The following is a 24,297-nucleotide window of genomic DNA, read 5'->3' as shown; positions in this document are numbered from 1 at the left end:
CTTCCAGTTTGAAGAAATGGAGGCAAGCAAGCGAAAGCGCGGTAGTAAATTGAAAAACTAAGGAACCTTAAGAAATATGGAGAACGTGTCCAAACTTAGGGGGTCGGACCGAATAAATGAATAAATGACGCAATAAATCTGAAAATGACGCAATTAATAAAAAAACGACGCAATTCCTGTCCACCGACGCCTTTCTAAACATATATCCATTCTTCAAAAGTCTATGATACTCTCTTTTTTGAAAAAATCTTCCTATTCCATATCCGGTCTCATACAAATTAATAGCTTTTTTTTACGAAAGCTGCATACATGAGGTTGACTATCCCTATAAAGAAGATAAAAAAGTATGGGATTTCAATAGAAGTGAATCTGTTCAAACTATAAACTGTACCGATGGCAAAGACGAAAGCGATAGAGGTAGAAATCAGTAAATTCTTCACTTTGGTCAGATACCTCATGCCAAAAACAAAAACAGAGAACACGATCGTGAAGATTGCCCATTCTGTAACCGGCAACGAAGGCATCACAATTAATGAGATGGCGATTATGACGATTAACAAATAAGCTGTGATCACAGTACCACTCCCTTTTGATGTATACATACCCATGAATGGATCTTTTATGCTTCACTTCCAAAGGTGCTCGTCCGTGTTTTGAAACTCCCCATTCCGGATACATTATATGAGCACACATCAAACAGATGATTTGTCATCACCCTGTCAAACATGTGATGATAAATTCATACCAAAATTATCGGAATAAGGAGATGAGGTTATGAACGTAGCAGTTGTAGGAGCAAATGGACAGATCGGGAAGCAAGTGGTCGGGTTCTTGAAGGATGACGGACATACTCCGAGAGCCATTGTGAGGAAAGAAGAGCAGGTCCAGTCGTTTGAACAAGAAGGCGTGGAGGCTGCACTGGTTGATTTGGAAGGCACGGTTGAGCAAATCTCAAATGGATTGAAGGGAGCCGATGCCGTCGTATTCTCTGCAGGATCAGGTGGCAGCACGGGTTCAGACAAGACCCTCCTCATCGATCTTGACGGAGCGGTGAAAACGATGGAGGCCGCAAAAGAAGCTGGAATCGAACGCTTCATCATCGTGAGTGCCCTGCAGGCTCATCATCGTGAGAACTGGAATGACTCCCTGAAGCCGTATTATGTGGCGAAGCACTTTGCGGACCGGGCACTTGAGGAAAGTGGACTTACCTATACGATCATCCGTCCGGGTGGATTACTGAACGAAGAAGGCACCGGCAAAGTATCGGCGGCTGAAAATCTTGAAAGAGGATCCATCCCGCGTGAAGATGTGGCGAGAACCATCGTGGCATCGTTGACGGAACCGAGCGCGTATAACAAAGGATTCGATCTTATTTCAGGAAGCACTGGAATAGAAGAAGCCGTTAAAAACGTATAAATAAGAGAAAGGAATGATCATCGTTGGGTGGTCATTCTTTTTTTATGTAAAATCGGGTAGACCATTATATGGGTATAGATGGTAAAATGGGTTGGCGTATGATTCTAATAGAAAAAGAGGAGGGGGAGATCATCGTCCATATCGATTATTCATTTAGCATCGTGTCGACCGTGATGTCCATCATAGAATGGGCGCTCATTGCTTATCTTGCATTTAAAGTGTATAAAAAGCTTTCGGCAAAGCCAAAGGTGTGGAAAGTCATCCTCGCCATATTTGTCGGATTGTTTTCCTTTACCATCAACATGGAATGGTTTCATACCTTTGTAAAAATTCCAATCCTGCCGCTTGGTGTGTGGATCCTATACGCTGTTCTTAATCGAAAAGAGGATCGCTGGGACACCTATCGTCGATTTGCCTGGATCGGATTCCTGGCCAACTTCATCTTCCTGGCAGGAACCCTGCTCACCATCCCGGTCCAATCCCTTATCTATCCAGAAAACCATTTATCCACCTACATATCAGGGACCAAAGGAGCTTCCCTCAATGTCATCCATCCATCTGGTGAGGGACGGACCTTGGATCAGGAGGAAATGAAGAAGCAGCTTTCTAACAACAAACAGGTCGAATTTGAAAGTTGGCAATGGTATGACGAAGGAGGCGGCCGTTATTCGAATACCGAACGCTTTCCGTTTCAGTTGGTCGGCACTCAGCCGAAATGGGGAAGCGGCCTCGAGCCGGATATCTATGTGGAACAGGAAGGGAAAGGGATCCTCATCTCAACTCGAAAGACTCAGTATTATTACCACTTCCCTGAAACGGTGCTGAAGGAGGCAAAACCATGAAGAAGAGAAGCATCCTGGCCGGGGTAGTCCTTTTCGTAGGGTTGTTTGCCTTCTATTGGCTGTATGTAGAGAAAACCGATTCACGTCCAAGAAATGAAGAAATACTGTCACAGGTCAATTCATCCCTTCAAAATGCACAAGCCGTTGAAATACAGGATTTTCTGAAGCTCGATGATGGTCACGGGGTGGCACCTTTCCTTTCAGATAAAGAGCAATATGGTGTTAGCTATTGGGAGAAACATCTGACCGGCTGGAAGGTAATAAGCATCCGGACCGATGGGGAGCCAAAGGTATGGAGGCTCGATGGGAATGATCCTTCAAGCTTTCATATCGTCTGGAACATCGACCCCGGTAGCAACATTCAAACATTGCAGTATTATTTCATGAGGGAGAGGGGCTACTCCAGTAGCGGAGAACAACAGCATTATGTTCCCGGTATCTTGATGAAGACTGAAGCCTCTTTGGCAGGCAAATCCTACGGGGCAATGAAGATTCCCGGAGAATGGGGAGACGCATTGACATTATCAGATGGTAGTGATAGTCCTGACCCATTCTTCTGGGATAACTTCGAATTAGGAATACATTCCCAATTCGGCTGGATACCACTTGATGAGAATAATAAGGAAGTCGATTGGAAAAACAGCTCAAACAACTCAAGTTACTACAAGGGGAATGTCCGGGAGCAACATATGCAACTGCTTGACCAATACCAGGTCAACAAGGCCAGTTTTAAGAAAAACGAGGAATGATCCATAACCGGGTCATTCCTTTTTTAGGTTGAGAATAATGTGTGAATTTGAAATAATTGGTATAAGGATACAGGTGATTGGAAATGAACTATTTTATCAAAATAAATGTGGTCAGTTTACTTTATGCCCTGATGATCCTTGTTCCGGTCGAGCTGATGGTGAATGGTTACCGGTTGACGAGGCTGACGGGCTGGGAAAGGGAAACGGTAATGGATGTCAGTGGATTCATGATTGTCGCGATTTTTCTCATAGGAACGGTCTTCCTCTACTTTTTAACAGGGAAGTGGATGGAGGGGCGGAGGGCGAGCTATTGGACGGCGGTTCTTTGGTTCCCGTACTTTCTGCTATTTATGTATGTTATCGCCACTTTCTTTCCAACGAAATATGGGGGAGATGCTCCTAATCCTGCGGCGGGTTTGCTGATAATCGGGGCGTTGGTCACTTTTCCTTTTTATGTGTTGGTGATGAATTTCTTGAGTTTGGGTACGGATGACCATCAAATGGAGGGAATTAAGCTTGAGTAGAAACATTATCGGTTTTTCTTTATTCGCACTTGGAATGGGCTTATGGGTATGTGCGTCCTTGTTTCGTTTTCTGATCACCTCCGATATCCCGGTAAGCTTTACTCCGGAGGAAGCCATGGTTACGCAGAAAACTTTTGCTGCAGCGGGAGTGCTCATTCTGGTGGGAACAATAACGGCAAAAGCAAATGCATTTCACCTCATTGCATTTGCACTATTTGCTACGGTAGCTGCTTTTCAGTTTTACATGAACTTTATTTATCACAGTTCATCCACTTATTATACGGAGGAGTATGCTGTATTGGCGAATGTCAGTAGTTATATCGCACTCACACTGGCGTTGATCAATTTGATCTTTATTATGAAACCTTATATGGGGGCGTGGAAAGTGAAGGTGGACCAGTGAGAGCGGTGTTCGGAGAAAAGATTCAATATACCAACTATCAACGAAGAACAGGTGTCTATGCCGTCATCTTTCATCATAAAAAAGACAAAATCCTGGCGGTTCGAAACGAGGTGGGGCATTACTTTTTGCCTGGTGGAGGCATGGAAGAGAATGAAAGTCATGTAGAGTGCCTGAAAAGAGAAATGATGGAAGAAATAGGTTACTGTGTATCGATTGATTCTTATATCGGAAATGCCATGCGCTACTTTTTTTCTAGAAGGGGAGATCCCCTCCTTAGTGAAGGACACTTTTATCTGGTTGAACTGAATGAAAAGATTCTGGAGCCAATGGAAGAAGACCATGTTCCAGTGTGGATGGATCGGAAGGATGCGAAAAGGCTCCTGATACATGAGCACCATTACTGGGCTATAGAGAAAGCGTGGAAGCTGAAAGGGGAAATCGGTATTCAAGACAACTTCAAGAATCATGAACATAGCACCAACATAGAAAAATCATGAAATGAAAAAAGGAGAAAAAATGTTAAAGTCATTTCTAACAACCACAGCACTTACAGAACAGGAGCTCATCAACAAAGCTCTTAAAAACGAAGGATTAAAACAAATCTCAAGTGATTCCGAGATCACCAGATTAGGAGAAGGTGCCTGGCACTACGCCTACTTGATCGAGGCAGAGCAGCTCGTCCTCCGCATCCCGAAAAGGATCGCCTATGAGAAAGAGGTCGTCTTCAATTGGGACCAGCTGACGGCGGATTATGCCGGGACAAAGGCATTTTATGAGCATGCCAACAGGACGGGAAAAGGGATGTGTCCTGCACATTACGAATACCATGTTTCTGAAGAGTTAACCTATACCATGGAATCTTATGTAGGAAAATCAATCGGGCTTGCCGGACAGACCCCGCATCAATCGAAACAGTATGGAAGGGAACTGGGTGAGTTCTTCCTGGCCCTTGAAGAGTTGGATTCACCCATTCCAGGCATCGGATACATAACCGTCGGGGAACATGGAGAGATCAAAGGGCAATACGAAGGGGACCTGAGTGCGTTCATCCAGGAAGAAACGGGGGAATACCGGGAAGAATGGGAGTCCCTTCTCGAAAGCTCTTATTCTTTTGATAAGGAGAAAGTGAGAAGAGCAGGGGATGAGCTGATTTCCGCCCGCTCCGTCGATCGGGAAAAGCTTGTCCTGACGAATCAGGATACGTCGCCTGAGAATATGATTTTCACTAGTAGCGGTGTCTGGATGATCGATCCTTTTCCAATCATTTATACGGGAACTTCCCTCGCTGCCAATTACGTATTCAATTATCAGACGCTTTTTCACGCCCTGCATAACACAAAGCGGCATGGCAAGAATCAATACCACCTCCTGATCCCACAATTGAAGGCCAGTGCAGAAGGTTTCGTGGAGGGGTATGTGAACGGTTCGAAGCAGAAATGGACTGACCTGAACGTAGAAGTGTATTTGAAGCTCATCACCATGACCCATGAACATGATCAGCTTCTGAAGCAGGAGTCTTTGAGCCGTGAGGAAGTGATCCGGTACGGGACGAAGGCGCAGATTCAAGAGCGGATTGGGTTTCTTTTAAAGGAACTTGAACGATTTTAAGAAAGATGGGGAAATCAGTTGATGAAAGCATATCCGACTGCACCTTCTCGAATAATTCCTGACATGAAACCCGGTATTCCTCATAAACTATTCTGAGGTGAGTAAAATGCCAAGAGTCAAATACACCGATGCCGATGTGGCCTTGATGGCGAGGATGATGAGAGCGGAAGCGGAAGGCGAAGGGAAACAAGGGATGCTGTACGTGGGCAATGTCATCGTGAACCGTGCGAAGGCGGAATGTTTGGACTTTAAGGAAGTAAGAACCATCCGTCAGGTCATCTTCCAGGTCCAGGGCGGGAACTACTCATTTGAAGCCGTTCAAAAAGGGAATCTCTTCTATAACCGGGCAAGATCAGTCGAGAAAAAATTAGCGAAAAAGAATCTGGAGTATTGGGCACAGCATCCGGCTAAATTTGCCCTTTGGTACTTCAATCCTTATGCCCCTTGCCCCCCTACCTGGTACGATCAGCCGTTTGCCGGCCAATTCAAACAGCATTGTTACTATGAACCGGCTGCAGGGACATGTGCAAGTGTGTATAGAGGTGGATGAAGAGGATGGGAACTTCCTGGTTAGAAATCGGGCGGTTCTTTTTTTGTTCGTATTAACTTGAAACTTTTTCCAAATTAGAACGTATAGTTAGTAACAAATGGAAATGAATGGAGGGGATGAAACACATGAAGACGGTTGGGAAGGCGATACTCATACCGGCATTATGCTTCATGTTTGTGGGATGCTCCAATAAAGAGCCAGTGAATAAGAAGGAACAGGAAACGCCTATCACCTTCTCCCAGGAGGAACAGAATTTTGAAATCATTTATATGTATGATGAAGTGCAGGAGTACGTAGACACCGTACGGGAAAAGACGGGAAAAAGCAATGAGACCGTGTTCATTGAAAAGGTGTTTGAGCCATTTAAAAAGAAGTCCAATATAGAGGAAATCAGCTTGCGATATACGTTTGATCCGTCCTCAGAAGTGGACAAGCTTGAAGAATCCATAAAGGAGTTGGAAAAGGACAAAGATACGACGAGCAGGATTATGAAAGAAGCATTGATGAAATCAGCTAAAGAACTTCCGGGTAAGGATAAGAAATATATTATTTTTCCAGCGAACCCAGAGGATACGTTCATAGTGGAGCAAATGAGGGGTGTATCGGGGTTTGTCCTGTCAGAGGATGTCATTGTGCTGCAACTTTCACCATCCATGCAAGAAGACATGTTGAAGTACACTGTCGCTCATGAATACCACCATCTCTTGGCGGAAGAAAGTAATCGGGGAACGATCAGGACCATCCTCGGCGGGGTTGTGGTGGAAGGGAAGGCAGATGCCTTTGCCCATACCATTTATCCAAAGATCCAGGTCCCTTGGCAAGAACCGATGACACCTGAGGAAAAGGAAAAGGTAGTAGCTGAGATTACGGAACTTAGATACTCCGATGATATGAAGTCTTACGAGAAGTTAAGAGCAGGAAACTCTTCTAAAGGCATTCCCCAATGGGCCAACTATAAAATCGGATATGAAATCGTCCAAAGCTACAGGAAGAATCATCCTGAAATCTCGATGGAACGATGGACCAGCATGCATGAAGCTGAAATCATAGCAGGAAGCGACTTTGAGAAAATCACAGCCTATGAATGAGACAATCTCAGACTTCAGGCTGATGTAAAATTTTCCATTTTTCTATACCATCATAATAGAGTAATAGGAGGGGATTCATGTGAACCAAGTACGTGATAAACAATGGAATCTGGGAAGTGTACGGCCAAGCGGGCCTGTGAAAGATCAAATTCAGGAGATTCTTCTACATATCGAGGAAACGCAATCCGTATTGAAGCATGGGATGAATCCCGATGAAGCGGTTGATATTACGAAACGTGTGCAGGACCTTTATACGGATGCGTTTCACATGGATGAATACATCAGCTGCCTGCTATCGGTGGATGTCATGGATGTGGAAGCGCAGGATCTAAGTGCCAGGAGCACTCAGCTGCAGGCGAAAATAGACACCTTGCTCCTCGGGTATAGTCAGTGTCTTGCCCATATGGCGGAGGAGGACTGGAAAACCTTCATCGGACGCAGTGAAGTGGCAGGCAGTGAGCGGTTCTTGAAGCAACAGAGAAGAAAGGTGAAGGACCAGCTTGATCCTGAGATGGAGAAGCTGATTCATGCCCTTTCCGTTGACGGATTTGCCGGTTGGGAAGATCATTATGATCAGGAATACGCCCGATTGAAAGTGCCGGTAAGGGATGATGGGAAGACGGAATACATTTCTTTTGATATGGCCTATATTCGCGGGATGCTCTCAAATGACCGGGAGACGAGGATGGAAATGGGTGAAGCCATCTCCAAGGTCTGCCGTGAGAACGAAGACCGGTTTGCGTCGATCTTCAACCATTTTGCCGGCTTCCGAAATGAGCTCTACCGCCTGAGGGGATGGACGAACCCCTTGAAGGAAATGTTCGAACAAAACCGGATCAGTGAAAGGTCCGTGAACACCATGATGGAGACGCTCCATCAACACAAATCCTTGCTTCATCGTTTTTTTGAACGGAAAGCCAAACTGATTCAAATGGAAAAACTGAGCTGGTATGACATCTATGCCCCGACCTTTACGTCCAAGACGACCTTGACGTATGAGGAAGCGGCAGACATCGTGATCGGACAGTTCCGTCGCTTCAGTGAGAAGCTCGGCCAATTTGCCCAAACGGCCTTTGAAGAAGGATGGATTGACGCGGAGCCGGGAGATTCCAAACAGCACGGGGCATTCTGTGCCTCATTTCCGAATGCAAAGGAAAGCCGTGTCATGCTCTCATTCACTGGCAACTACAACGATGTCGTCACCATCGCTCATGAACTGGGCCATGCCTATCACAATTCCCTGCTTCATGAACAGCCTGGTTTCTCCCATAAGGTGGGGACGGGACTAGCCGAAACAGCGTCGACCTTCGCGGAGAACCTCGTCCTGGATGCGGCGATTGATATGGCGGAAACAGAAGAAGACCGGCTATCTCTATTGGAGATGAAAATCACCAACGGACTGAAATATACCACCTTCATCCCGGCCAAGTTCGAGTTCGAAGCGGCCTTTTACAAAAAACGACTGAACGGGAAGCTTTCAGCAGGAGACATTGTTCAATTGATGGAAGAAACAGAAAGAGACTGGTTCCATGACTCCTTGGATGAAGTGTTTGCCCATAACTGGATGACCATCCCCCACTTCTTCAGTACGGAGAAAGCCTTTTACAATCTGCCGTACACGATCGGCTATCTATTCAGCAACGGTGTCTATTCACTCTATCAGCAGGATAAAGAAACATTCCCTGAACGGTACGACCAGCTCCTTACACGATCGGGGAACCATTCCATGGACGAACTGAGCATCGAATTCCTGCAGGAAGAATTAGGGACGGACTTCTGGGAGGCGGCTGTACGCCCGTTGAAGGAAGCGGTTGAGATGTATTTGAAAGAGACGGAAAAGTATTGTTGAGTTTTTGAAAGCAATCCCTGTCATAGGCGGTTGCTTTTTTTTGCATATGAGGAACCTGTCCCTTCCAACTCTACTAAACATGCATATACATAGTAATAGAAGGGAGAGATAATGATGTTGAAAAACAAAGTGGTGTATTATGATGCAGAAGGAAAAATGGTAGATAAATTGGATGTCGGGCAGGAAGCTTGCGACCGTACGATTGATTATTGTGCAACCGCGGTTGTTCCCGATGGATTTACGTTCCGTTTCACGACGTTCGACAGCTTCACGGCCTGTTCTGATTTAAGTGAACTGGTTTGTATGCTGGAAAAGCAGGAAGCAGAAGGCGTGGTGAAAAACCCATGCGGAGGCACGTTGTCGTGTCCAGTTGAAGTGGATGCCGTACGTCTAGTCGGAACCGCCAGATTTCATATCAACGTGGGAGACTTGACGCCGATTGAAGGGGGACTTCAACTCGGGGAACTGCCTTGTACACTTGCAAGCGATGTGTCCGTACCCGTCAATCAAGTGATCCAGACGATTTGCAAAACGGATACTTGCCAAGGCGATTGCTTTGATACGGTCGGTGCATTTGCATTCGCCCCTCAGGTGATCACCGATGCCTGCGGACGACAGATCGTGACGGTGCGTGGCGGTTTGTTCATACGATTTCTTGGCTGCTGATCAGCTAATGAAAGGAAACTTATTTTAATAGTGATAAGTTTCTTTTTTTTATGAAAAATGATTGAGTTCATTCTTTCTATTTGAAATAATTGGTAAGAAGCTAACGATGGAGGGTTACATGAATGACTACATACGGCACGGATTTATTTAAGGGGTCAGCAAGTTATTATTCAAAATACAGACCCATCTATCCTCCCACTTTAATCAGATTCTTGGTTGAAGAGTTCTCATTAAACGGAGCTCAGAACCTCCTGGACTTGGGGTGCGGGACGGGACATCTGACCATTCGGTTTTCAGATTGGTGTAAAAGGATTGTCGGGATCGATAGGGAACCGGAAATGATAGAAGAAGCGGAACGGCTGCACCGGGAAATAAGGACAGGCGATATTCAGTGGTTCAATGGGACGTTGGAAGAATACCACCATTCCCATCAATACCACCTCGTGACGATCGCCAAAGCCTTTCACTGGATGGACCGGGCAAAGGTGTTGGATGAATTATTTGACATCGTGACACCAGGTGGCGGGGTAGCGATCATAGACAATTACGAGCCCCATAAGACATTGCAACCCTGGCAAGAAAGATTTAATGAACTGATCCAGAAATGGTATGGGAACGAGCGGAAAGCCGGGAACTCCACCTACACCCATCCCGTCACCCCTCACGAAGATATCATTTCTCAATCTAAGTTCAACCTTGAAAAACATACTCTGCCTATCTACGAAATCACCTGGACGATCGAGTCGCTGCTCGGGAACCTTTACTCGACTTCATATGGTTCGAAGCGTTTCCTTGGATCGGACGTCTCGCTATTTGAACGTGAAGTGAAAGAGGCGATGCTTGAGATGAGTGCATCGGGAGTGTTTATAGAGGAGTCGAGGTTGTCGGTGAAGATTGGGAGGAAGGGGTAAATAACTCTAGCACAGTTAGAAATCCCAGATATCTAAAGGAGACCATTATGAAACTAACAATTGAAAAACTAGATAACATAACGGATTATATCGAGCACATAATGAATGATCAGCAAGGAGTCGGAGCTAGCGTTGCCATCGTGAATGGTTCAGACATCATCTATTCCAAAGGGTTTGGTCATTCACAGATTCACCCTGTAAACCAACCGATGGATGGAAATACAATGATGAGCATTCAAAGTATTTCAAAGAACTTCATGGCACTTTCGATCATGCAACTTGTCGAAAAGAACCTCCTATCATTGAGTGATGCGGTTGTGCACTATCTGCCATATTTCAGAACAAAAAATAAAGAGCAAAGTGATAGGATCACGATACGCCATCTTTTATCCCACACGGCAGGCTTCCCGGCAGACTTAGGGATTGCCAATATGACGGCTCCGAATGTAAAAGAAATATTTTCGGACACCCCTACTGAATTTCAGGAGGCGCTCGACTACTACAATCTAACGGAAGAAGAGATTGAAAGTGTTAAAACGAGAGAAGATGTAACAAAATGGTTTCGAAAAGTAGAATTGGAATATCCAGTAGGGAAGGGATGGAATTATTGCACCGATGCGTATGTCATCCTGGCCGATATGTTCGAAAAGGTGACAGGAGTAAAGTGGGAAACCCATCTCGAAGATGAAATCCTTACCCCATTGAATATGAATCGCACCACAAGTGACTCAAAGACTGTTGAAGATGACCCGAACAGTGCAAAATATTATATGGGCAAGGATCAAACGGAAACCCCTTTTCCAAAAAATTCTCTTTCTGCACCAATCGGCTATTTATACTCAACAGCAAATGATTTAGGAAAGTATTTAGCCTTTCATCTTACTAAAAAACCGACTTTCCTAAGGCCGGATTTAATTGAAGACATGCAAAGCCCTATTCATCTGGTGAGGGAAGAATGGCGGTTTGGAAGTGAAGTGAGAAGTTACGGACTTGCATGGTTTACAGACAACTATAAAGGCTTAAAAGTGGTAGAACATGGAGGCGGCCAAATGGCAGTAAGATCACTCATGACAATAGTGCCTGAACTCAACCTGGGAATAGTGATCCTTCTCAATTTTGACGGGACGGCCCATCATGATATTTGTGATAAGATCATGGATGTTTTTATGGATACTTAGCACCATGATTATTTTAGGTGCAAACTTGTGCTCGTCCTTTTCCAATAAATAAAAATTTTTTATAGGAGCACCAATATGCAAAAAAACACCATCAATCCATTCAACTATTATTCTATTGAACCGAATAAACAAAACGAATCGAATAAAGTCATCATCATCTACCACGGTTGGGGAGGCAGTGCTCTCGGGTACAGAGACCTGGCGGAAGAACTTGCCGGAGAAGGATTTAACGTAATCGTTCCAGAAATCATCTATCACGATACACGACAGAAGCTTGCAGACCATTTTGAGTCAAAAACTGTACAGGCTTATTTCTGGGAAACGATCATGACGACGATTGATGAATTCCATGATTTTGTGAATACGTTAGGAATATATAAAGAGAATGTCATCCTTATAGGCAGCTCAATGGGTGGCTGTATTGCTAATGGGATTTTTGCCCGTGAACCAGTGGTGGGTGGATTGGTTAACATGAACGGGTCGGGCTCATTTGTGTTGTCTGAAAAGCTATTTAGAGAAAGAGATGGTCGTGGTGACATACCTGATCAGTTGAACAAACGTTTAAAGGATTACGACCCTGTCGAGTGGGCGGCCGGTCTTTCCCCGGTTCTTCTTATGCATGGGGACAGTGATCAAATCATGCCGATTGAGGGACAAATGGATTATGACCGTTATTTGAAGGAGAATAGAAGTCATGTAGATTTCCGTGTGTATGAGGGTGTGAATCATCAGATTACTTCGGACATGGTCGAGGATTTGATACGGTGGTTGAATGGCTTGTCGAAATGAGAATTAAAGCTGTAGGTATGGACGTCATCGGTAGTCAGGGAACCATAACAGCTAATCATCTCCAATTATTAATAGGAGAAATAATATTTTGTGGAGAGACTATGGAAAAATACAGGGTGAAGAAAATTAATAATTTACTGGAGCAAGCCTTAAATACGTTAGTACAAGAAAGTAAAGAAGAAGGTTTCCGCTTTGTTGAAAGGCTTCTGAACGATTATCAAGATGGCACCAATCGTTTCAACAAACAAGGTGAAGCTTTATACGGTATTTATGATGAGGAGAATGAGCTCATAGCGGTGGGTGGACTTAACATCGATCCATCCTCGGATGAAACCGGAAGAGTAAGAAGGTTTTATGTGAAAAAAGAATGCAGGAATGAAGGGATAGGTACTCTTCTATTAAAGCAAATCATCCTCGATGCCAGACCTTCCTTCGGCGCCTTGGTCCTCAATACAGATACCGAGAAAGCGGATCATTTTTATAAATCGTTCGGTTTTACTAAAGGCAATCGGTATCCGAATGCTACGCATTATTTAGATACCAGTGAGGGTCGCAAACTTTTCAGAATCGATTGTGGAGACATATATCTGCAGGAATTCTCCATTGAAGATGCCCACCATATACACAGAATCTCCAACCAAACCGAAATAGCCCAATACCTCCCTGATTGGAAATCAACAGTAGAACAAAGGGTCGAGTGGCTGACACATTATGAAATACCGGCTAATAAAGCTTTTCTTGAAGCGGCTGACCATACAGGGGACGTAGCGGATCATTTTTTGAAAATGGGGGTATTTCGAAAGAATACAGAGGAGTTGATCGGGTGGTGCTGTTCAGGAATTAAAGAAGAGCTGCCTGCACCGAACCGGGAAATCATGTATGCCATTTCCAGTGAACATCAGGGGAAGGGCTATGCAACCAAAGCCTCTATTGGGTTGATTGAGTATTTGTTCACTCATACCAACATTGACCTCCTGAACGCCGTGGCTCTCAAAGATAATGATTCATCTTTAAAAGTCATAGAGAAGTGCGGGTTTACTTATCAAGAGCAGGTAACGGTTGAGGAAGAACCGTATCTTCATTATCGACTGAACAAATCGGATTACGAAAGGAGTGCAAAGCGATGAGCGAAAAATGGCTGGAATGGGCGAGGCGGATACAGGCTTTATCTCAATCGGGTCTGGCCTTTTCCAAGAACGTTTATGATAAGGAAAGATATGAAGAATTAAGGGCGATCAGTACGGAAATCATGCAGGAACATACCGGCTTGGAGATGACGAAGATAAAGGATTTGTTCGCGAATGAATCAGGCTATCAGACACCGAAAGTGGACGTGAGGGGTGTCGTCTTCAAAGACGATAAAATCCTGATGGTCAAAGAAAAAATCGATAACAAATGGGCATTGCCAGGCGGATTCTGTGACATCGGCCTGTCTCCCAGTGAAAACGTCGTAAAAGAAATAAGGGAAGAATCAGGATATGATGTCACCCCTGTAAAATTACTCGCTCTGCTCGACTTGAACAAACATCCCCATCCCCCGCAGTCACACCATTACTACAAAATATTCATCCAATGCAGGTTGACCGGCGGAGAAGCCAGAAGTGGCGTCGAGACGAAAGGGATCGGTTTTTTTGAAGAAAACGATTTGCCGGAGTTGTCTGTTAAAAGAAATACAGAATCGCAGATTAAGATGATGTTTGAATTTTTGAGGGATGGCGGGAAGGAAGCGGTATATGATTGATTTTCATCAAGGATCGGAGAGTATATGAATAAAAAAACACCAAACGTGATTGCTGTAGCAGCGGTTTCAGGAGGCGGGAAAACGACAATAGCAGCCGGTTTGAAAACAAAATTGGGTCATAGTGCAGTTCTTTCTTTTGATACGTATGACTTTGAGGGTCCAGATGACATGATAGAGTGGATTGAGAATGGTTGCAGTCCTGATGAGTGGGATTTAACACCGTTGATTCGAGATATGAACAAGTTATTGGATAAACCTCTGGACTACATTATTTTAGATTTTCCATTTGCCTATTTACATAGCGAAACCAGGGATTTCATTGATTATGCTGTGTTTATCGACACTCCATTGGATATTGCTTTGGCCCGTAGAATATTAAGGGATTATCAAAATTGCTCTTCAAAAGAGATTCTTGTGGATTTTGAAAACTATATGCTTCGGGGGAAGGCTGGCTATATTAGTATGTTGAATTCAGTAAAGCCAAATTCTGATTTGATTGTTGATGGGATGCTGTCTGAATCAGAGATTGTTAATAATATTATTGCGAAAATAAAAAGATAGAAAAGCTGCCAGGGAAAAGAGGTTCAGAAGTTGGAGAAAAGTAGTAGCAATATCAAATGTATCTTCTTTGACGCTGGTGGTGTCCTTTTTGATACCTTTCAAAAGGGAGATGACCGGATAAGGAACTTGCTGGAGGCAAGAGGATATCAAATAGAAGCAATAAATAAGGCGATAAGAAAAGCAAAAGAGCAGAAGTTATCATTTATCACCAGGTGGGAGGAAGAAGAGCAATACTACAAACGTTTTTATGGGGCAATTGCTGAAGAACTTGGAGAAGAGGATCTTACCAATGAATTATTATTTTTCGCTCATTATGCTGCTCAGTGTGAGCTGTTTCCAGAAGTGAAAGAAGTCTTAGATTCACTGAGTAAGAAATATAGATTAGGAGTCATCTCAAATGCTATGCCAAGTATGGATTGGATCTTTGACAAGTTAAATATAAGAAAATATTTTGATGGAATTATTTTATCTGCTTTTGTGAATGCAGAAAAACCAGACGAAACCATCTATCATACAGCATTAAATAAACTGGGAGCTACTGTGAATGAAAGTATTTTTATAGACGATATCATAAAGAACGTTCATGGAGCTGAACAGGTCGGAATTAAGGGTGTACATTTAGATAGAGCAGAAAAAAATTCATTAGAAGTATTGATAGAGGAAAATATTTTATAGTATTTCTTTTTAACTGTTTTTTAAGAGAGATGCAGAGTTATAGGGTGAGTAAGGGGGCTGGCTGATGGCACACTGTATCCATTGTAATGCAAGCTTGGTTTTATATTTTCAAGAGATTAATGATCGTGAAAAGACCTGATATGGAGTGCTCTCACTGCGCTAAGAAGCTGTATTTCACTTCACGTTCCAAGAGGATTTTGATGGGCATGACCATGCTGATACCTGTGCTTTTTGTTCCTTCATTCCTATTTGATTACCTCCCATTGTTCATAGTGTTCGTAATGGGAGGTATGTTAGTGATGCCATTGTTTGTGACTCTAACGGAAAAAGAAGATGCGTGGTATTAGTATAATGGAGATGTAAAGCTCATATTATTTTTCTTTGTTTTTTGCTATAATGTAAGAGAGAAATTGTAGAAATGAGGTTGAACGTTGTGGAAGAGACCTTGAAACAGATTCTTAATGAGTTAAAAGAAATTAAGACAGATATTCATGATTTGAAGGATGGACAAGCAAGACTTGAGGTAGGACAGAATAAGCTACAAAAAAACCTGGTTGATAGTCTTGGATCATACACCGAAAAGATAGTTGACCACCTTGATGATAAAACACAGGCATTAAATAAGAGAGTTTATAATGTTGAATCTGAAATAGAAAGACTAAGTAAGCAGTAATAAATGCTTGTAAGTTTGGATGAATATATATAGAAAGGATAGTGCTATTCGAGGCACTATCCTTTTTGTAGTTGGAGAGGAACTTCAGTTGTGTTTCTGGTAATATAAGGGTATGGATTTCGTGAAAGAGGAGGTTGATCAAATGAGACGCATGCCGTTCGAACGACCAACGGAATATTATGACGAAAAACTTTTGCCAATCGATGAGGAACTATGTTCATTGCTACAACAAAGAAAACAATTATCCTGTAACAACCCTGGGTATCCAAAACTCGAATATATTGCAAAATGGGCAGAAAAGTATGATGTGTACGAGGACCTTTTAAGGTCGATCTTTGGGGTGCTTGAAAATGAAGAGGCTTTCAAGCCACAAATTGAACCCGAGGACTTTCAAAAATATATACGCATTTTACAAGCGGTTGACACAGAAGAATGTTTATATACCGTTCCGTTTATAAAGCAATATGCCAATGCCAGTGTGGTCCACTTGAACATCGACAAGGAGTATGATGAAAGCTATGAACGAGAAAGGTTTCACCGAAACAGCTTCTGGCACCTGGAGATAGGGAACCGCTATGATTGCCGGGTAACGGGTGGAGGCGGATCGCAGGAACATACGAGTTTTGACTTTATTGTCACTCCAAGGTTACCTGAATACCTATCCGGCATGACCTTGACATTCAAAGAATATGGGACTCCTTTTAAAAAGAAGCCGACGGGACTTGAAGTAACGTTCAATCTTTAAGAAGAATGCAGGGAGGTTTTATTATCTGATGGATGCAGAGTATCTTTAAATACTCGTGGAAAGTCATGGTGTTATATCTATTTTTCACCTTCTTTTTGGCAAACGGATTTATTATGGGATTTGACACCTGGGGCGATGATCGATTTCAGTTCAGTGACATAGTGGCGCCATTGTGTTTCATTATTTCTATGATTCTATTATTGATTATAAGAAAGTTATCGATACGGGAATTTAATAAACAGTATTCGGATGCTTCAAAGAAAAAGTAGGAGAGTGGAATGATTTATGGAACCTATTCCAACTAAATGGAAAACAAAGAGATTAATAGTGGCTGATCTCAGAAAAGAGGAGATTCACCATGTTCAGGCCCTCTATGAAAAGGGCAGTTACATCCATCAATGGGACGGCGGAACGTTGGATGAAGGGTTTGTTAAGCGCTGTTTCTGGGAGGGCGACCTGCCGCCGGGTGGAACCAAAGAAAACTTTAGGATTCAGGTGATCCGGATGAAGGAGTCCGAAGATTTAGTTGGTTTGCTTGTGAGCTATCGTGGTTACCCTGTAGCGGAATCCTTTTATATCAACTATCTATCGATTGATCCTGACTATCATAAACAAGGGTTGGGACAGGAAGTAGTGGAGGGATTACTGAATATCGTGAAACAGCACGAATTCAAGGAAGTGCGGGCGAATGTCGCGTTGAAGAACTGGGGAGCCATTCGTTTTTGGACGAAGCTTGGGCTTGATACGATTAATGGAATCTACGGCGATTCTGAGTGTGGAGAAGATCGTTTTGCCGATATTGAGCTGGTGAAGAGATTTTAACAAAGGGGTTATTAGATAACGATGAAAAAAGCACTTGGGATAGTATTGATGCTCACTTGGATCACGATGTTTTTTTACTATTTTAATATGATCATGTCGAAAAATATTTTTTACTGGATAGTGGCATTGCCGTCAGTTTATTTTTCTTCGGCATTCGTTTTAAGGAAGTGTGGAATTGAAATATGATGATTCAGGGGCTGAAAGGGAGTGAACATTCATGGAATATTTGAAAGCATTATGCCTCCAAACCCATCTTGGCGAATGGATCACAGAGCCCATAAAAGTGTCGGGCGGCTTCTTACACACCATGTATGCAGTGGAAACCACCAAAGGAAAATATGCCGTCAAAGCCTTGAACCCTTTTATCATGAAAAGGCCGGATGCCCTTGGTAACTACATCCGTTCAGAACAGGTCGCTCGACTCGTATCCAAAAATGTGCCGGCTCTTCCGGCAAAGACATTCGAAGGGAATGCGATTCAGAAGGTAGGGGACCAATGGTTTCTGGTGTTTGATTGGGTAGAAGGCAGAAGTGTAAAACAGGATGAAATCGGCATTGATCATTGTAGGAAGATAGGGTCAGTTCTGGCAGACATTCATCATACAGATTTTCAATACTTAAGAATAGAACCGGAAGAGACAGAGGTCCGTCCCTCGATTGATTGGAATGCCTATCTACAGAAAGGTCAGGATATGAAAGCAGAGTGGGTGAAGTCCTTCGAAGATATCATTGCGAATCTGTATGAGTGGGATGCGGGGGCACGTGAGGCGGAGTCAAAGCTTGGAAACAATAGGGTGATGAGTCATCGGGATTTAGATCCGAAGAATGTGATGTGGGTGAACGGGGAACCGGTCGTAATTGATTGGGAGTCGGCGGGCTTTATTCATCGGATGCATGATCTGATTGAGACTGCCTTGTATTGGTCGGGCACGTCCGATCAAGACCGGTTTTCCGCGATTATAAGTGGGTATAAAGGTGACAATGGTGCCATTAATGCAGACTGGGAAGCGGTCCTTGCAAACGGCTTTTCTGGAAAATTGTGTTGGTTGGAATATAACTTGAAAAGGTCATTGTGGTTGGAATGTACGGATGAAGAAGAGCAGCGGTTGGGGACCAGGCAGGTCATCGAAACGATAGGAGAGCTCGGGGAGTATGCAGATAGAATACCGGAATGGTTGAAGTGGCTAAAAGAAATGAAATAAAAAGGGCGGTGAAAAAGTGAAGAAGAAAAGCGGCTACGTTGCAATGGTACTGGGACTGCTGCTACTCATTTTGTTAGGGGTGAACTTCACTTCATTTGATGTAAATCAAGGCTCCTTTATCCAATCACATTTCGGGATAGCGGAGCCGGCAGGGACGGTTGCTGGTCTTACTCTAGTTGTTTTATTGTTAGGAACCGCTTTTCGCTTAATCTGGAGTGCCCCCTTAAAACGAATCATGATCATTGGTTTGCTTTCCATGATTGGAGTCTTCCTTCTACCACTCATCCTTCTCCTTTTTCATGCTGGAGAGCTTTAGATCCATAGACCATATTAATTTCACTTCGTTCTCTACTAAAGAATCACGGTATCCATGTTGATCAATCGTCTCTAAAATAAATCCCTTGCTGGAATAAAACGTACAGGCAGGGGCATTCACGTTCTGGGTTTCCACCATCAATGTTTTGTAATCACGGTCTTTCGCCCAATGGATGACCGTGTCCAGCAGTTTCCCGCCAATGCCTTTCCCCCTGGCATCGGGCTGCACGCGCAAGTCCCATAAGGTCGCGGTGCCTTCCGTTTCTGGAGCCACCGCAGCAGCCCCAACGTACATGCCGTTTTCGATAGCCAGGAACAATCCCCATTCGTCTAAATTAAACTGTTTTGTCCAATAAAGTGGATGACAATCCGGTAAGAGATCATAGTCCTTCACATAGGGGGAGCACGGCTTTTCAACCAACCGAAGCCCTCCCAGCCCGTTGTGAATGGGACAAACGTGTAGCTCGGTTGTCACTTCATATGCAATTGAAACGGTTGCGTACTGGGAAAGCTTTGAACGGTCAATTTGTTGAATGTGCATGGTGTCCTCCTCTACCTGAGCCCAAACATCCCTTTCCCATCCTCCGTACTGATCGGCAATGAAGAATGTTCGTGGGTGATGAGCCATGTATCCTTTACTTTTTCCAAGCAGAATGTAAAGCGGTTCGTCATCTGGCGAAGTTTCTCCCCCGATGCTTCTTTGTGGGCAGCAAATGTCACGGCAAAGTGGGCAAAGGCAAGATGGGCATTTTCCTCCATCACCACATCCTGAAAGTCGACTTTCAGGATTTCTCCATCAGCCTTTAATCCGATAAACCACTCCGTCACATTCTCCTGCCATGAAGCAAGTCCGATACACTCCCATTTCCCCCAGCAGTCATAAATATGGACAGCGGGGTCATAGATGGAGAGGAAACTTTCGATATCTCTTTCGTGAATCGCATCTTTGTATTGTTCGAGCACGTCCTGGACAGTCATTTTCTCATCTCCTTTGATCTCATCTTAACTATTTCAAGACACTGAGGTAATTTCCCTCCTTTGATTTTTCGGAAAGAGGTTGTCATCACTCTGAACTTTGTATTAACATGATACTAAATTGGATTTGTTTTCCAAAAGAGTCAGGGGGGATTGAATGGGGCGTAAATTCGGTCGTTTTTTGATTGTTTTAGTAGCCATTACGTTAAGCGTCATCTTTATTTGCCATATTCCAGCACTTCTGTTTAAAGACATTCCGCCACCGGCTGATCAGCCTTTTGCAATGGAAACAAAGGAATTAGGATTTTTTCCAGGAAACTATTTCATTGAATTAAAGAAGACGTTTATTGAGCTGTTGCACTTTAAAGAGATCAGCTATATAGCACAGGGTACCAACGTCGAGAGGACGATTTTTCCGTACATACTGGAATCCTATACGTATTCACTTCTTCTCCTTTTTGTCTCACTTTTCATTGCGTTATTCTTTGCGGTTATTTTTACGACGGGAACGTTTTATTTACCCAGAAGGATGCAGGAAGCAGCGAAAACCTTTCTTACGGTTCTAGAGGCGCTGCCCGATGTATTCGTGATTTTCTCCTTGCAGCTGGGGGCCATTTGGGTATTTAAACATACGAATCTACTTGTGACAGAGCCCTATTCAGTATCCGGACAAAAGATCTATTTTCTGCCGATACTCACGCTGTCATTGATCCCCATGATTTATCTCTATAAAAATACGATCTTGATGTATGAGAATGAACTCGGTAAACCCTATGTCGAGCTTGGGGTGGCAAAGGGGATGGGGAAGCTGTACATCTTGATCCGGCATGTGTTTCCCAACGTCCTTTATTCCTTTTTTTATAACTTGAAATATATGTATCTACTGCTTCTATCCAACATGATCATCCTTGAATACATGTATAACATCTACGGCATTTTACAATTCATGACCAATCATCCGAGTTACGAAATCATATCGGCCGGCTTGATCTTACTCACACTCCCATTGTCGATCGTCTTTTTCTTGATTCAATCATTTCTGCCGAAAGGAGTGATGTATGTTGATCAGAAGGCTATGTAAGCATGGAAGCCTTATAGCGGGTCTAGTGTTGCTGGTCCTTTTGTTAGGGACAAGCTATGTAAATACTCACTTCTTTAAAGAAGACATAGGAAAGATTTCGCAAGAAGATTACTATAACAAAAAGCCACTCCCTCCCTCATGGGAACATCCTTTTGGCACTTCGACCGGCGGGATGGATATGTTTGATGCGACTTTAGGACAAACCATGACGACTCTGAAGTTTGCCCTAGTTGTCACAGGTGGGAGAATGCTTATTTCCATGGTATTGGGACTTCTTTACGGACTCCTTTATCGAAGGCTGAAATGGTTGGATGTTTTCATAGAAGGATTTCATTTTGTCCCGACTACGCTTCTCGCCTTTCTATTACTCTACAGTATGAGATTAATGGATTTTAATCTTTTTATGGGAGATCCCGACTTCAGGTGGACCATGACCACGTGGATCTTGATCGGAGTCGGCATCCCCTCATTATCGCAGCTGATCGGAAAAGAAACCTTTCTGGCCATGCAGCAGGAATTCATCCAGGGTGCCCGGGTGCTGGGAGGAAGACATCTTCACATTCTTGTAAAGCATGTCATTCCGAGCGTGAGAGGGAAGTTCCTGTTAATATTCAGCGGTCAAATGATTGCTGTATTGACCCTGATGATGCACGTGTCGATCCTTGGTTTTTATATTCCCGGGTGGACGGCATTCATCGGGAGCAACTACTATGAATTGATGCTGTCTCCATGGATCATTTTCTTCCCGGTCCTCATGCTGACCCTTCTGATTGTGTCACTGACCCTGGTGACAAACGGGGTCCGGACCCTTTTCGATGGAGATTATATGAGGAGAAGGTCATCTTTTCTTTCGGGTGATCGTGGTGTCCGGAATCATTCGACTAAAAATATTTCTTACTAACATATCCTGAACAATCGGTTGTGATATAAAAGGAGTGGGAAGCTATGACCACACATTTGAGTGATGATCTGAGGGAAATCGAGCAGCGTTTTAAAAAGGAAATCGAACCCTATCGATCGGATTTGTGGAAGTATTGCTATAAGTTAACCCGGTCGCCCTGGGATGCAGAGGATCTGGTGCAGGATACACTGTTCAAGTCCCTTGCCATCCTTGCCAAATTGCATCGGCCTGTAAAGATGAAATCGTATTTATTTAAGATTGCGACCAATCTGTGGATTGATCGTTATAGACGCAATCCTTATACGGTCCAGTCTTTGGAGGAAGAGATTCAGCCTGACCGCAAGTCAACTTTCGACTTTGACATAATGGATCACCTAGAGTTTCTCATGCAGCATGTGACTCCCCATCAATATGTCTCACTTCTTCTCGCAGAGGTTTTCCAGTTCAAGGCAAGTGAGATTGCAGGCATGATATTGACGACGGAAGGGGCAGTATATACGAACCTGACGAGAGCAAGGTCGATCCTTAGAAAAGCAAAGGAAAGGCAAGTGACAACCACACCTGCCCTTGATCCGGTTCCCAATGCGACCCTTAATACGTTATTGAATGGTTTCAGAAATAAGGATCCCGAGTTGATTGCTTCGGTGCTGAGTGAAAATGTCACAGTCAATATCGTTCACGCCGGAATTGAAATGGGCAGAGATGAAACGAAGGGGAATTCTCTCAACGATTGGAAGGAAGTCGTCGATACGCAGCATCAAATTGTTGCCGAATATAGAATGCTCTGGGGCAAGCAGGTCGTTGTCGAGATGGAGAGGAAGCTTGACGGAGATCTGTATCTCAATAATCTCCATTTAATCGAGACGGTTGGAGAGGAGATCACGCACTGGGCTTTCTATTGTTTTTCATGGGACTTGATGAAACAAGCAGCTGATGATCTGAAGGTGAAATTGAACGCCACCTGTTTTTATCATATTTTTTAAATTCACCTGTAAGGTTTTGACCGTTTCCTGCGTTGTTATGGATGAAGACATTCAAATGATAAAGGAGCGGGAAAGCAATGCAAAGTCCGATTTTAAATCAAATCAATACGGTGTTCGTCCATGTCAGCAATCTGAAGGATTCCGTCCGATGGTACTCGGAGTTACTAGGACAGGCGTATGATATCGATCAGGTGGAAGATCCCGTCTATAATCTGGCCATCAATCATTTTACCGGATTGACCCTGGATGCAGGACCAGGGGGTGTGATGAAAGAGGCTGATAAGAGTAAACACTCTCTCTTTAATTTTCACACTGAAAACATAGAGGAAGCGTATTCGTATGTAGAACAGCTGAACTATGAAATTGTCACTGACATCACAAGATTCGATGATTTTTCCTTCTTCATCATCCAGGATCCCGATGGCAATCGAGTGATGATCTGTACGGGATAATGAAAACAGGAATGTCCAGGATAATGGACATTCCTGTTTTTATATTTTCAAATGGAGAACATGCTGAGGTCCTTTAGGTCCCACATATACTTCGGCTTCGTCGGTGAAGCCCGTCTTCAGGTAGAGACTGATGGCGGCTTTATTTCGTTTATTGACGCCGAGGACCACTTCGTCGGTCTCGGGAAGATGTTCCCTGATGAAACCTGGCAGCTGGTTCAGCCCTTCCTTGGCAATACCTTGTCCCTGGTGTTTTGCATTGATAGAAAAAGAGGTTAAGAGTCTTGCGTTAGGGTTATTCGAATATTTACGGAGTTTATCCCCGTTCTCCAATGCAAAATAACCGACAGGTACGTCATCACGTAAGATCACGATGTGGCGGGTGTCTGGTGAGATGGTGGGCTTATGGATTTTATCAAGGGGCAGGCTCGTGAATTGGAGCTGCTCTTCCGGGAGATGGAAGTCCTTAAGCTGATGGTCATGGGTTTCGTTGTATAAGGCTAAAGTGATTGGCACGATAATTCCTCCGTTTAGTAGTATAAGGGAATTATAGTCTATTTAGAAAATTGGGACAAATTTTGATTGGAAGATAGTAGAAAATA

Annotated in this window: 31 protein-coding genes and 1 pseudogene; 29 read left to right on the top strand and 3 right to left on the bottom strand. The window is 43.7% G+C overall.

The annotated features are described in order from the left end of the window. Positions 1 to 393: 393 nt before the first annotated feature. From V8G47_RS14300 to V8G47_RS14180, 25 genes and pseudogenes are all read left to right on the top strand, one after another. Complete coding sequence (locus V8G47_RS14300; RefSeq protein WP_336200720.1) at positions 394 to 564, top strand: hypothetical protein; 171 nt, start codon at positions 394 to 396, stop codon at positions 562 to 564. Positions 565 to 774: 210 nt separating this feature from the next. After that, a complete protein-coding gene (locus V8G47_RS14295; RefSeq protein ID WP_336200719.1) occupies positions 775 to 1,416 on the top strand; it encodes an SDR family oxidoreductase in 642 nt (213 codons plus the stop codon). Between the two features lie 98 nt (positions 1,417 to 1,514). After that, positions 1,515 to 2,258, top strand: a complete 744-nt coding sequence (locus V8G47_RS14290) for a hypothetical protein (protein WP_336200718.1) — start codon at positions 1,515 to 1,517, stop codon at positions 2,256 to 2,258. Further along, positions 2,255 to 3,007: a hypothetical protein gene (locus tag V8G47_RS14285; protein ID WP_336200717.1), complete on the top strand. Its 753-nt coding sequence runs from the start codon at positions 2,255 to 2,257 to the stop codon at positions 3,005 to 3,007. The genes V8G47_RS14290 and V8G47_RS14285 overlap by 4 nt, the downstream gene beginning before the upstream one ends. A gap of 83 nt (positions 3,008 to 3,090) precedes the next feature. Continuing rightward, positions 3,091 to 3,531: a hypothetical protein gene (locus V8G47_RS14280; protein WP_336200716.1), complete on the top strand. Its 441-nt coding sequence runs from the start codon at positions 3,091 to 3,093 to the stop codon at positions 3,529 to 3,531. Continuing rightward, positions 3,524 to 3,934 (top strand): hypothetical protein, encoded by a 411-nt coding sequence (locus V8G47_RS14275; RefSeq protein ID WP_336200715.1) that lies wholly within the window; start codon positions 3,524 to 3,526, stop codon positions 3,932 to 3,934. The genes V8G47_RS14280 and V8G47_RS14275 overlap by 8 nt, the downstream gene beginning before the upstream one ends. Then, entirely contained in the window at positions 3,910 to 4,431 is a 522-nt protein-coding gene (locus V8G47_RS14270) for an NUDIX hydrolase (RefSeq protein ID WP_336200714.1), read from the top strand. The genes V8G47_RS14275 and V8G47_RS14270 overlap by 25 nt, the downstream gene beginning before the upstream one ends. Positions 4,432 to 4,450: 19 nt before the next feature. Continuing rightward, entirely contained in the window at positions 4,451 to 5,542 is a 1,092-nt protein-coding gene (locus tag V8G47_RS14265; protein ID WP_336200713.1) for a hypothetical protein, read from the top strand. A 106-nt stretch (positions 5,543 to 5,648) separates the two neighbouring features. Next, the gene (locus V8G47_RS14260; RefSeq protein ID WP_336200712.1) at positions 5,649 to 6,092 is read left to right on the top strand and encodes a cell wall hydrolase; all 444 of its coding nucleotides are present in this window, start codon (positions 5,649 to 5,651) and stop codon (positions 6,090 to 6,092) included. 125 nt (positions 6,093 to 6,217) lie between these two features. Next, positions 6,218 to 7,180, top strand: coding sequence for a DUF2268 domain-containing protein (locus tag V8G47_RS14255; RefSeq protein ID WP_336200711.1), 963 nt, complete (start codon positions 6,218 to 6,220; stop codon positions 7,178 to 7,180). Between the two features lie 79 nt (positions 7,181 to 7,259). Continuing rightward, the gene (locus tag V8G47_RS14250; protein WP_336200710.1) at positions 7,260 to 9,029 is read left to right on the top strand and encodes a M3 family oligoendopeptidase; all 1,770 of its coding nucleotides are present in this window, start codon (positions 7,260 to 7,262) and stop codon (positions 9,027 to 9,029) included. A 114-nt stretch (positions 9,030 to 9,143) separates the two neighbouring features. Then, positions 9,144 to 9,695, top strand: coding sequence for a hypothetical protein (locus tag V8G47_RS14245; protein ID WP_336200709.1), 552 nt, complete (start codon positions 9,144 to 9,146; stop codon positions 9,693 to 9,695). A gap of 122 nt (positions 9,696 to 9,817) precedes the next feature. Continuing rightward, on the top strand, positions 9,818 to 10,606 hold the full coding sequence (locus tag V8G47_RS14240) for a class I SAM-dependent methyltransferase (protein ID WP_336200708.1): 789 nt from the start codon (positions 9,818 to 9,820) through the stop codon (positions 10,604 to 10,606). A gap of 47 nt (positions 10,607 to 10,653) precedes the next feature. Then, complete coding sequence (locus V8G47_RS14235; protein ID WP_336200707.1) at positions 10,654 to 11,784, top strand: serine hydrolase domain-containing protein; 1,131 nt, start codon at positions 10,654 to 10,656, stop codon at positions 11,782 to 11,784. 75 nt (positions 11,785 to 11,859) lie between these two features. Beyond that, positions 11,860 to 12,573 carry an alpha/beta hydrolase gene (locus V8G47_RS14230; protein ID WP_336200706.1) on the top strand — a complete coding sequence of 238 codons (714 nt, stop codon included), beginning with the start codon at positions 11,860 to 11,862 and terminating at the stop codon, positions 12,571 to 12,573. After that, positions 12,570 to 13,070 (top strand): annotated as a pseudogene (locus tag V8G47_RS14225) (GNAT family N-acetyltransferase); the annotation flags it as partial. The gene V8G47_RS14230 and the pseudogene V8G47_RS14225, both read left to right, overlap by 4 nt. Positions 13,071 to 13,139: 69 nt before the next feature. Then, complete coding sequence (locus V8G47_RS14220) at positions 13,140 to 13,700, top strand: GNAT family N-acetyltransferase (RefSeq protein ID WP_336200724.1); 561 nt, start codon at positions 13,140 to 13,142, stop codon at positions 13,698 to 13,700. Beyond that, complete coding sequence (locus V8G47_RS14215) at positions 13,697 to 14,314, top strand: NUDIX hydrolase (protein ID WP_336200705.1); 618 nt, start codon at positions 13,697 to 13,699, stop codon at positions 14,312 to 14,314. Before V8G47_RS14220 ends, V8G47_RS14215 begins: the two co-directional genes overlap by 4 nt. Positions 14,315 to 14,338: 24 nt before the next feature. After that, positions 14,339 to 14,875, top strand: a complete 537-nt coding sequence (locus V8G47_RS14210) for a hypothetical protein (protein ID WP_336200704.1) — start codon at positions 14,339 to 14,341, stop codon at positions 14,873 to 14,875. Positions 14,876 to 14,905: 30 nt separating this feature from the next. Next, the gene (locus V8G47_RS14205; RefSeq protein WP_336200703.1) at positions 14,906 to 15,550 is read left to right on the top strand and encodes an HAD family hydrolase; all 645 of its coding nucleotides are present in this window, start codon (positions 14,906 to 14,908) and stop codon (positions 15,548 to 15,550) included. A 433-nt stretch (positions 15,551 to 15,983) separates the two neighbouring features. Then, positions 15,984 to 16,223, top strand: a complete 240-nt coding sequence (locus V8G47_RS14200; RefSeq protein WP_336200702.1) for a hypothetical protein — start codon at positions 15,984 to 15,986, stop codon at positions 16,221 to 16,223. Positions 16,224 to 16,365: 142 nt separating this feature from the next. Then, positions 16,366 to 16,968, top strand: a complete 603-nt coding sequence (locus tag V8G47_RS14195; RefSeq protein ID WP_336200701.1) for a hypothetical protein — start codon at positions 16,366 to 16,368, stop codon at positions 16,966 to 16,968. A 285-nt stretch (positions 16,969 to 17,253) separates the two neighbouring features. Beyond that, positions 17,254 to 17,790, top strand: coding sequence for a GNAT family N-acetyltransferase (locus tag V8G47_RS14190; RefSeq protein WP_336200700.1), 537 nt, complete (start codon positions 17,254 to 17,256; stop codon positions 17,788 to 17,790). 217 nt (positions 17,791 to 18,007) lie between these two features. Beyond that, the gene (locus tag V8G47_RS14185; protein ID WP_336200699.1) at positions 18,008 to 18,991 is read left to right on the top strand and encodes a phosphotransferase; all 984 of its coding nucleotides are present in this window, start codon (positions 18,008 to 18,010) and stop codon (positions 18,989 to 18,991) included. Between the two features lie 16 nt (positions 18,992 to 19,007). After that, a complete protein-coding gene (locus V8G47_RS14180) occupies positions 19,008 to 19,307 on the top strand; it encodes a hypothetical protein (protein WP_336200698.1) in 300 nt (99 codons plus the stop codon). Here V8G47_RS14180 and V8G47_RS14175 read toward each other — a convergent pair. Continuing rightward, positions 19,266 to 19,847, bottom strand: coding sequence for a GNAT family N-acetyltransferase (locus V8G47_RS14175; RefSeq protein WP_336200697.1), 582 nt, complete (start codon positions 19,845 to 19,847; stop codon positions 19,266 to 19,268). The genes V8G47_RS14180 and V8G47_RS14175 overlap by 42 nt on opposite strands. 11 nt (positions 19,848 to 19,858) lie before the next feature. Next, positions 19,859 to 20,284 (bottom strand): YybH family protein, encoded by a 426-nt coding sequence (locus V8G47_RS14170; RefSeq protein WP_336200696.1) that lies wholly within the window; start codon positions 20,282 to 20,284, stop codon positions 19,859 to 19,861. Between the two features lie 154 nt (positions 20,285 to 20,438). Between V8G47_RS14170 and V8G47_RS14165 the strand changes: the two genes are divergently transcribed. The 4 genes from V8G47_RS14165 to V8G47_RS14150 all read left to right on the top strand — a co-directional run bounded on the left by V8G47_RS14165 (position 20,439) and on the right by V8G47_RS14150 (position 23,698). Next, positions 20,439 to 21,362 (top strand): ABC transporter permease subunit, encoded by a 924-nt coding sequence (locus V8G47_RS14165; protein ID WP_336200695.1) that lies wholly within the window; start codon positions 20,439 to 20,441, stop codon positions 21,360 to 21,362. Further along, a complete protein-coding gene (locus V8G47_RS14160) occupies positions 21,343 to 22,263 on the top strand; it encodes an ABC transporter permease subunit (RefSeq protein WP_336200694.1) in 921 nt (306 codons plus the stop codon). Before V8G47_RS14165 ends, V8G47_RS14160 begins: the two co-directional genes overlap by 20 nt. Positions 22,264 to 22,307: 44 nt before the next feature. Beyond that, positions 22,308 to 23,246: an RNA polymerase sigma factor gene (locus V8G47_RS14155; RefSeq protein ID WP_336200693.1), complete on the top strand. Its 939-nt coding sequence runs from the start codon at positions 22,308 to 22,310 to the stop codon at positions 23,244 to 23,246. Between the two features lie 77 nt (positions 23,247 to 23,323). Further along, positions 23,324 to 23,698, top strand: a complete 375-nt coding sequence (locus V8G47_RS14150) for a VOC family protein (protein WP_336200692.1) — start codon at positions 23,324 to 23,326, stop codon at positions 23,696 to 23,698. Between the two features lie 39 nt (positions 23,699 to 23,737). On the opposite strand, the gene V8G47_RS14145 is transcribed toward V8G47_RS14150, so the two are convergent. Next, a complete protein-coding gene (locus tag V8G47_RS14145) occupies positions 23,738 to 24,211 on the bottom strand; it encodes a GNAT family N-acetyltransferase (RefSeq protein WP_336200691.1) in 474 nt (157 codons plus the stop codon). Between the last annotated feature and the right edge of the window lie 86 nt (positions 24,212 to 24,297).

The organism is Rossellomorea sp. LJF3, from assembly GCF_037046045.1.
Taxonomy (GTDB): Bacteria; Bacillota; Bacilli; order Bacillales; family Bacillaceae_B; genus Rossellomorea.
The sequence above is the reverse complement of the archived record's forward strand: the minus strand, read 5'-3'. Positions and strand labels throughout refer to the sequence as shown.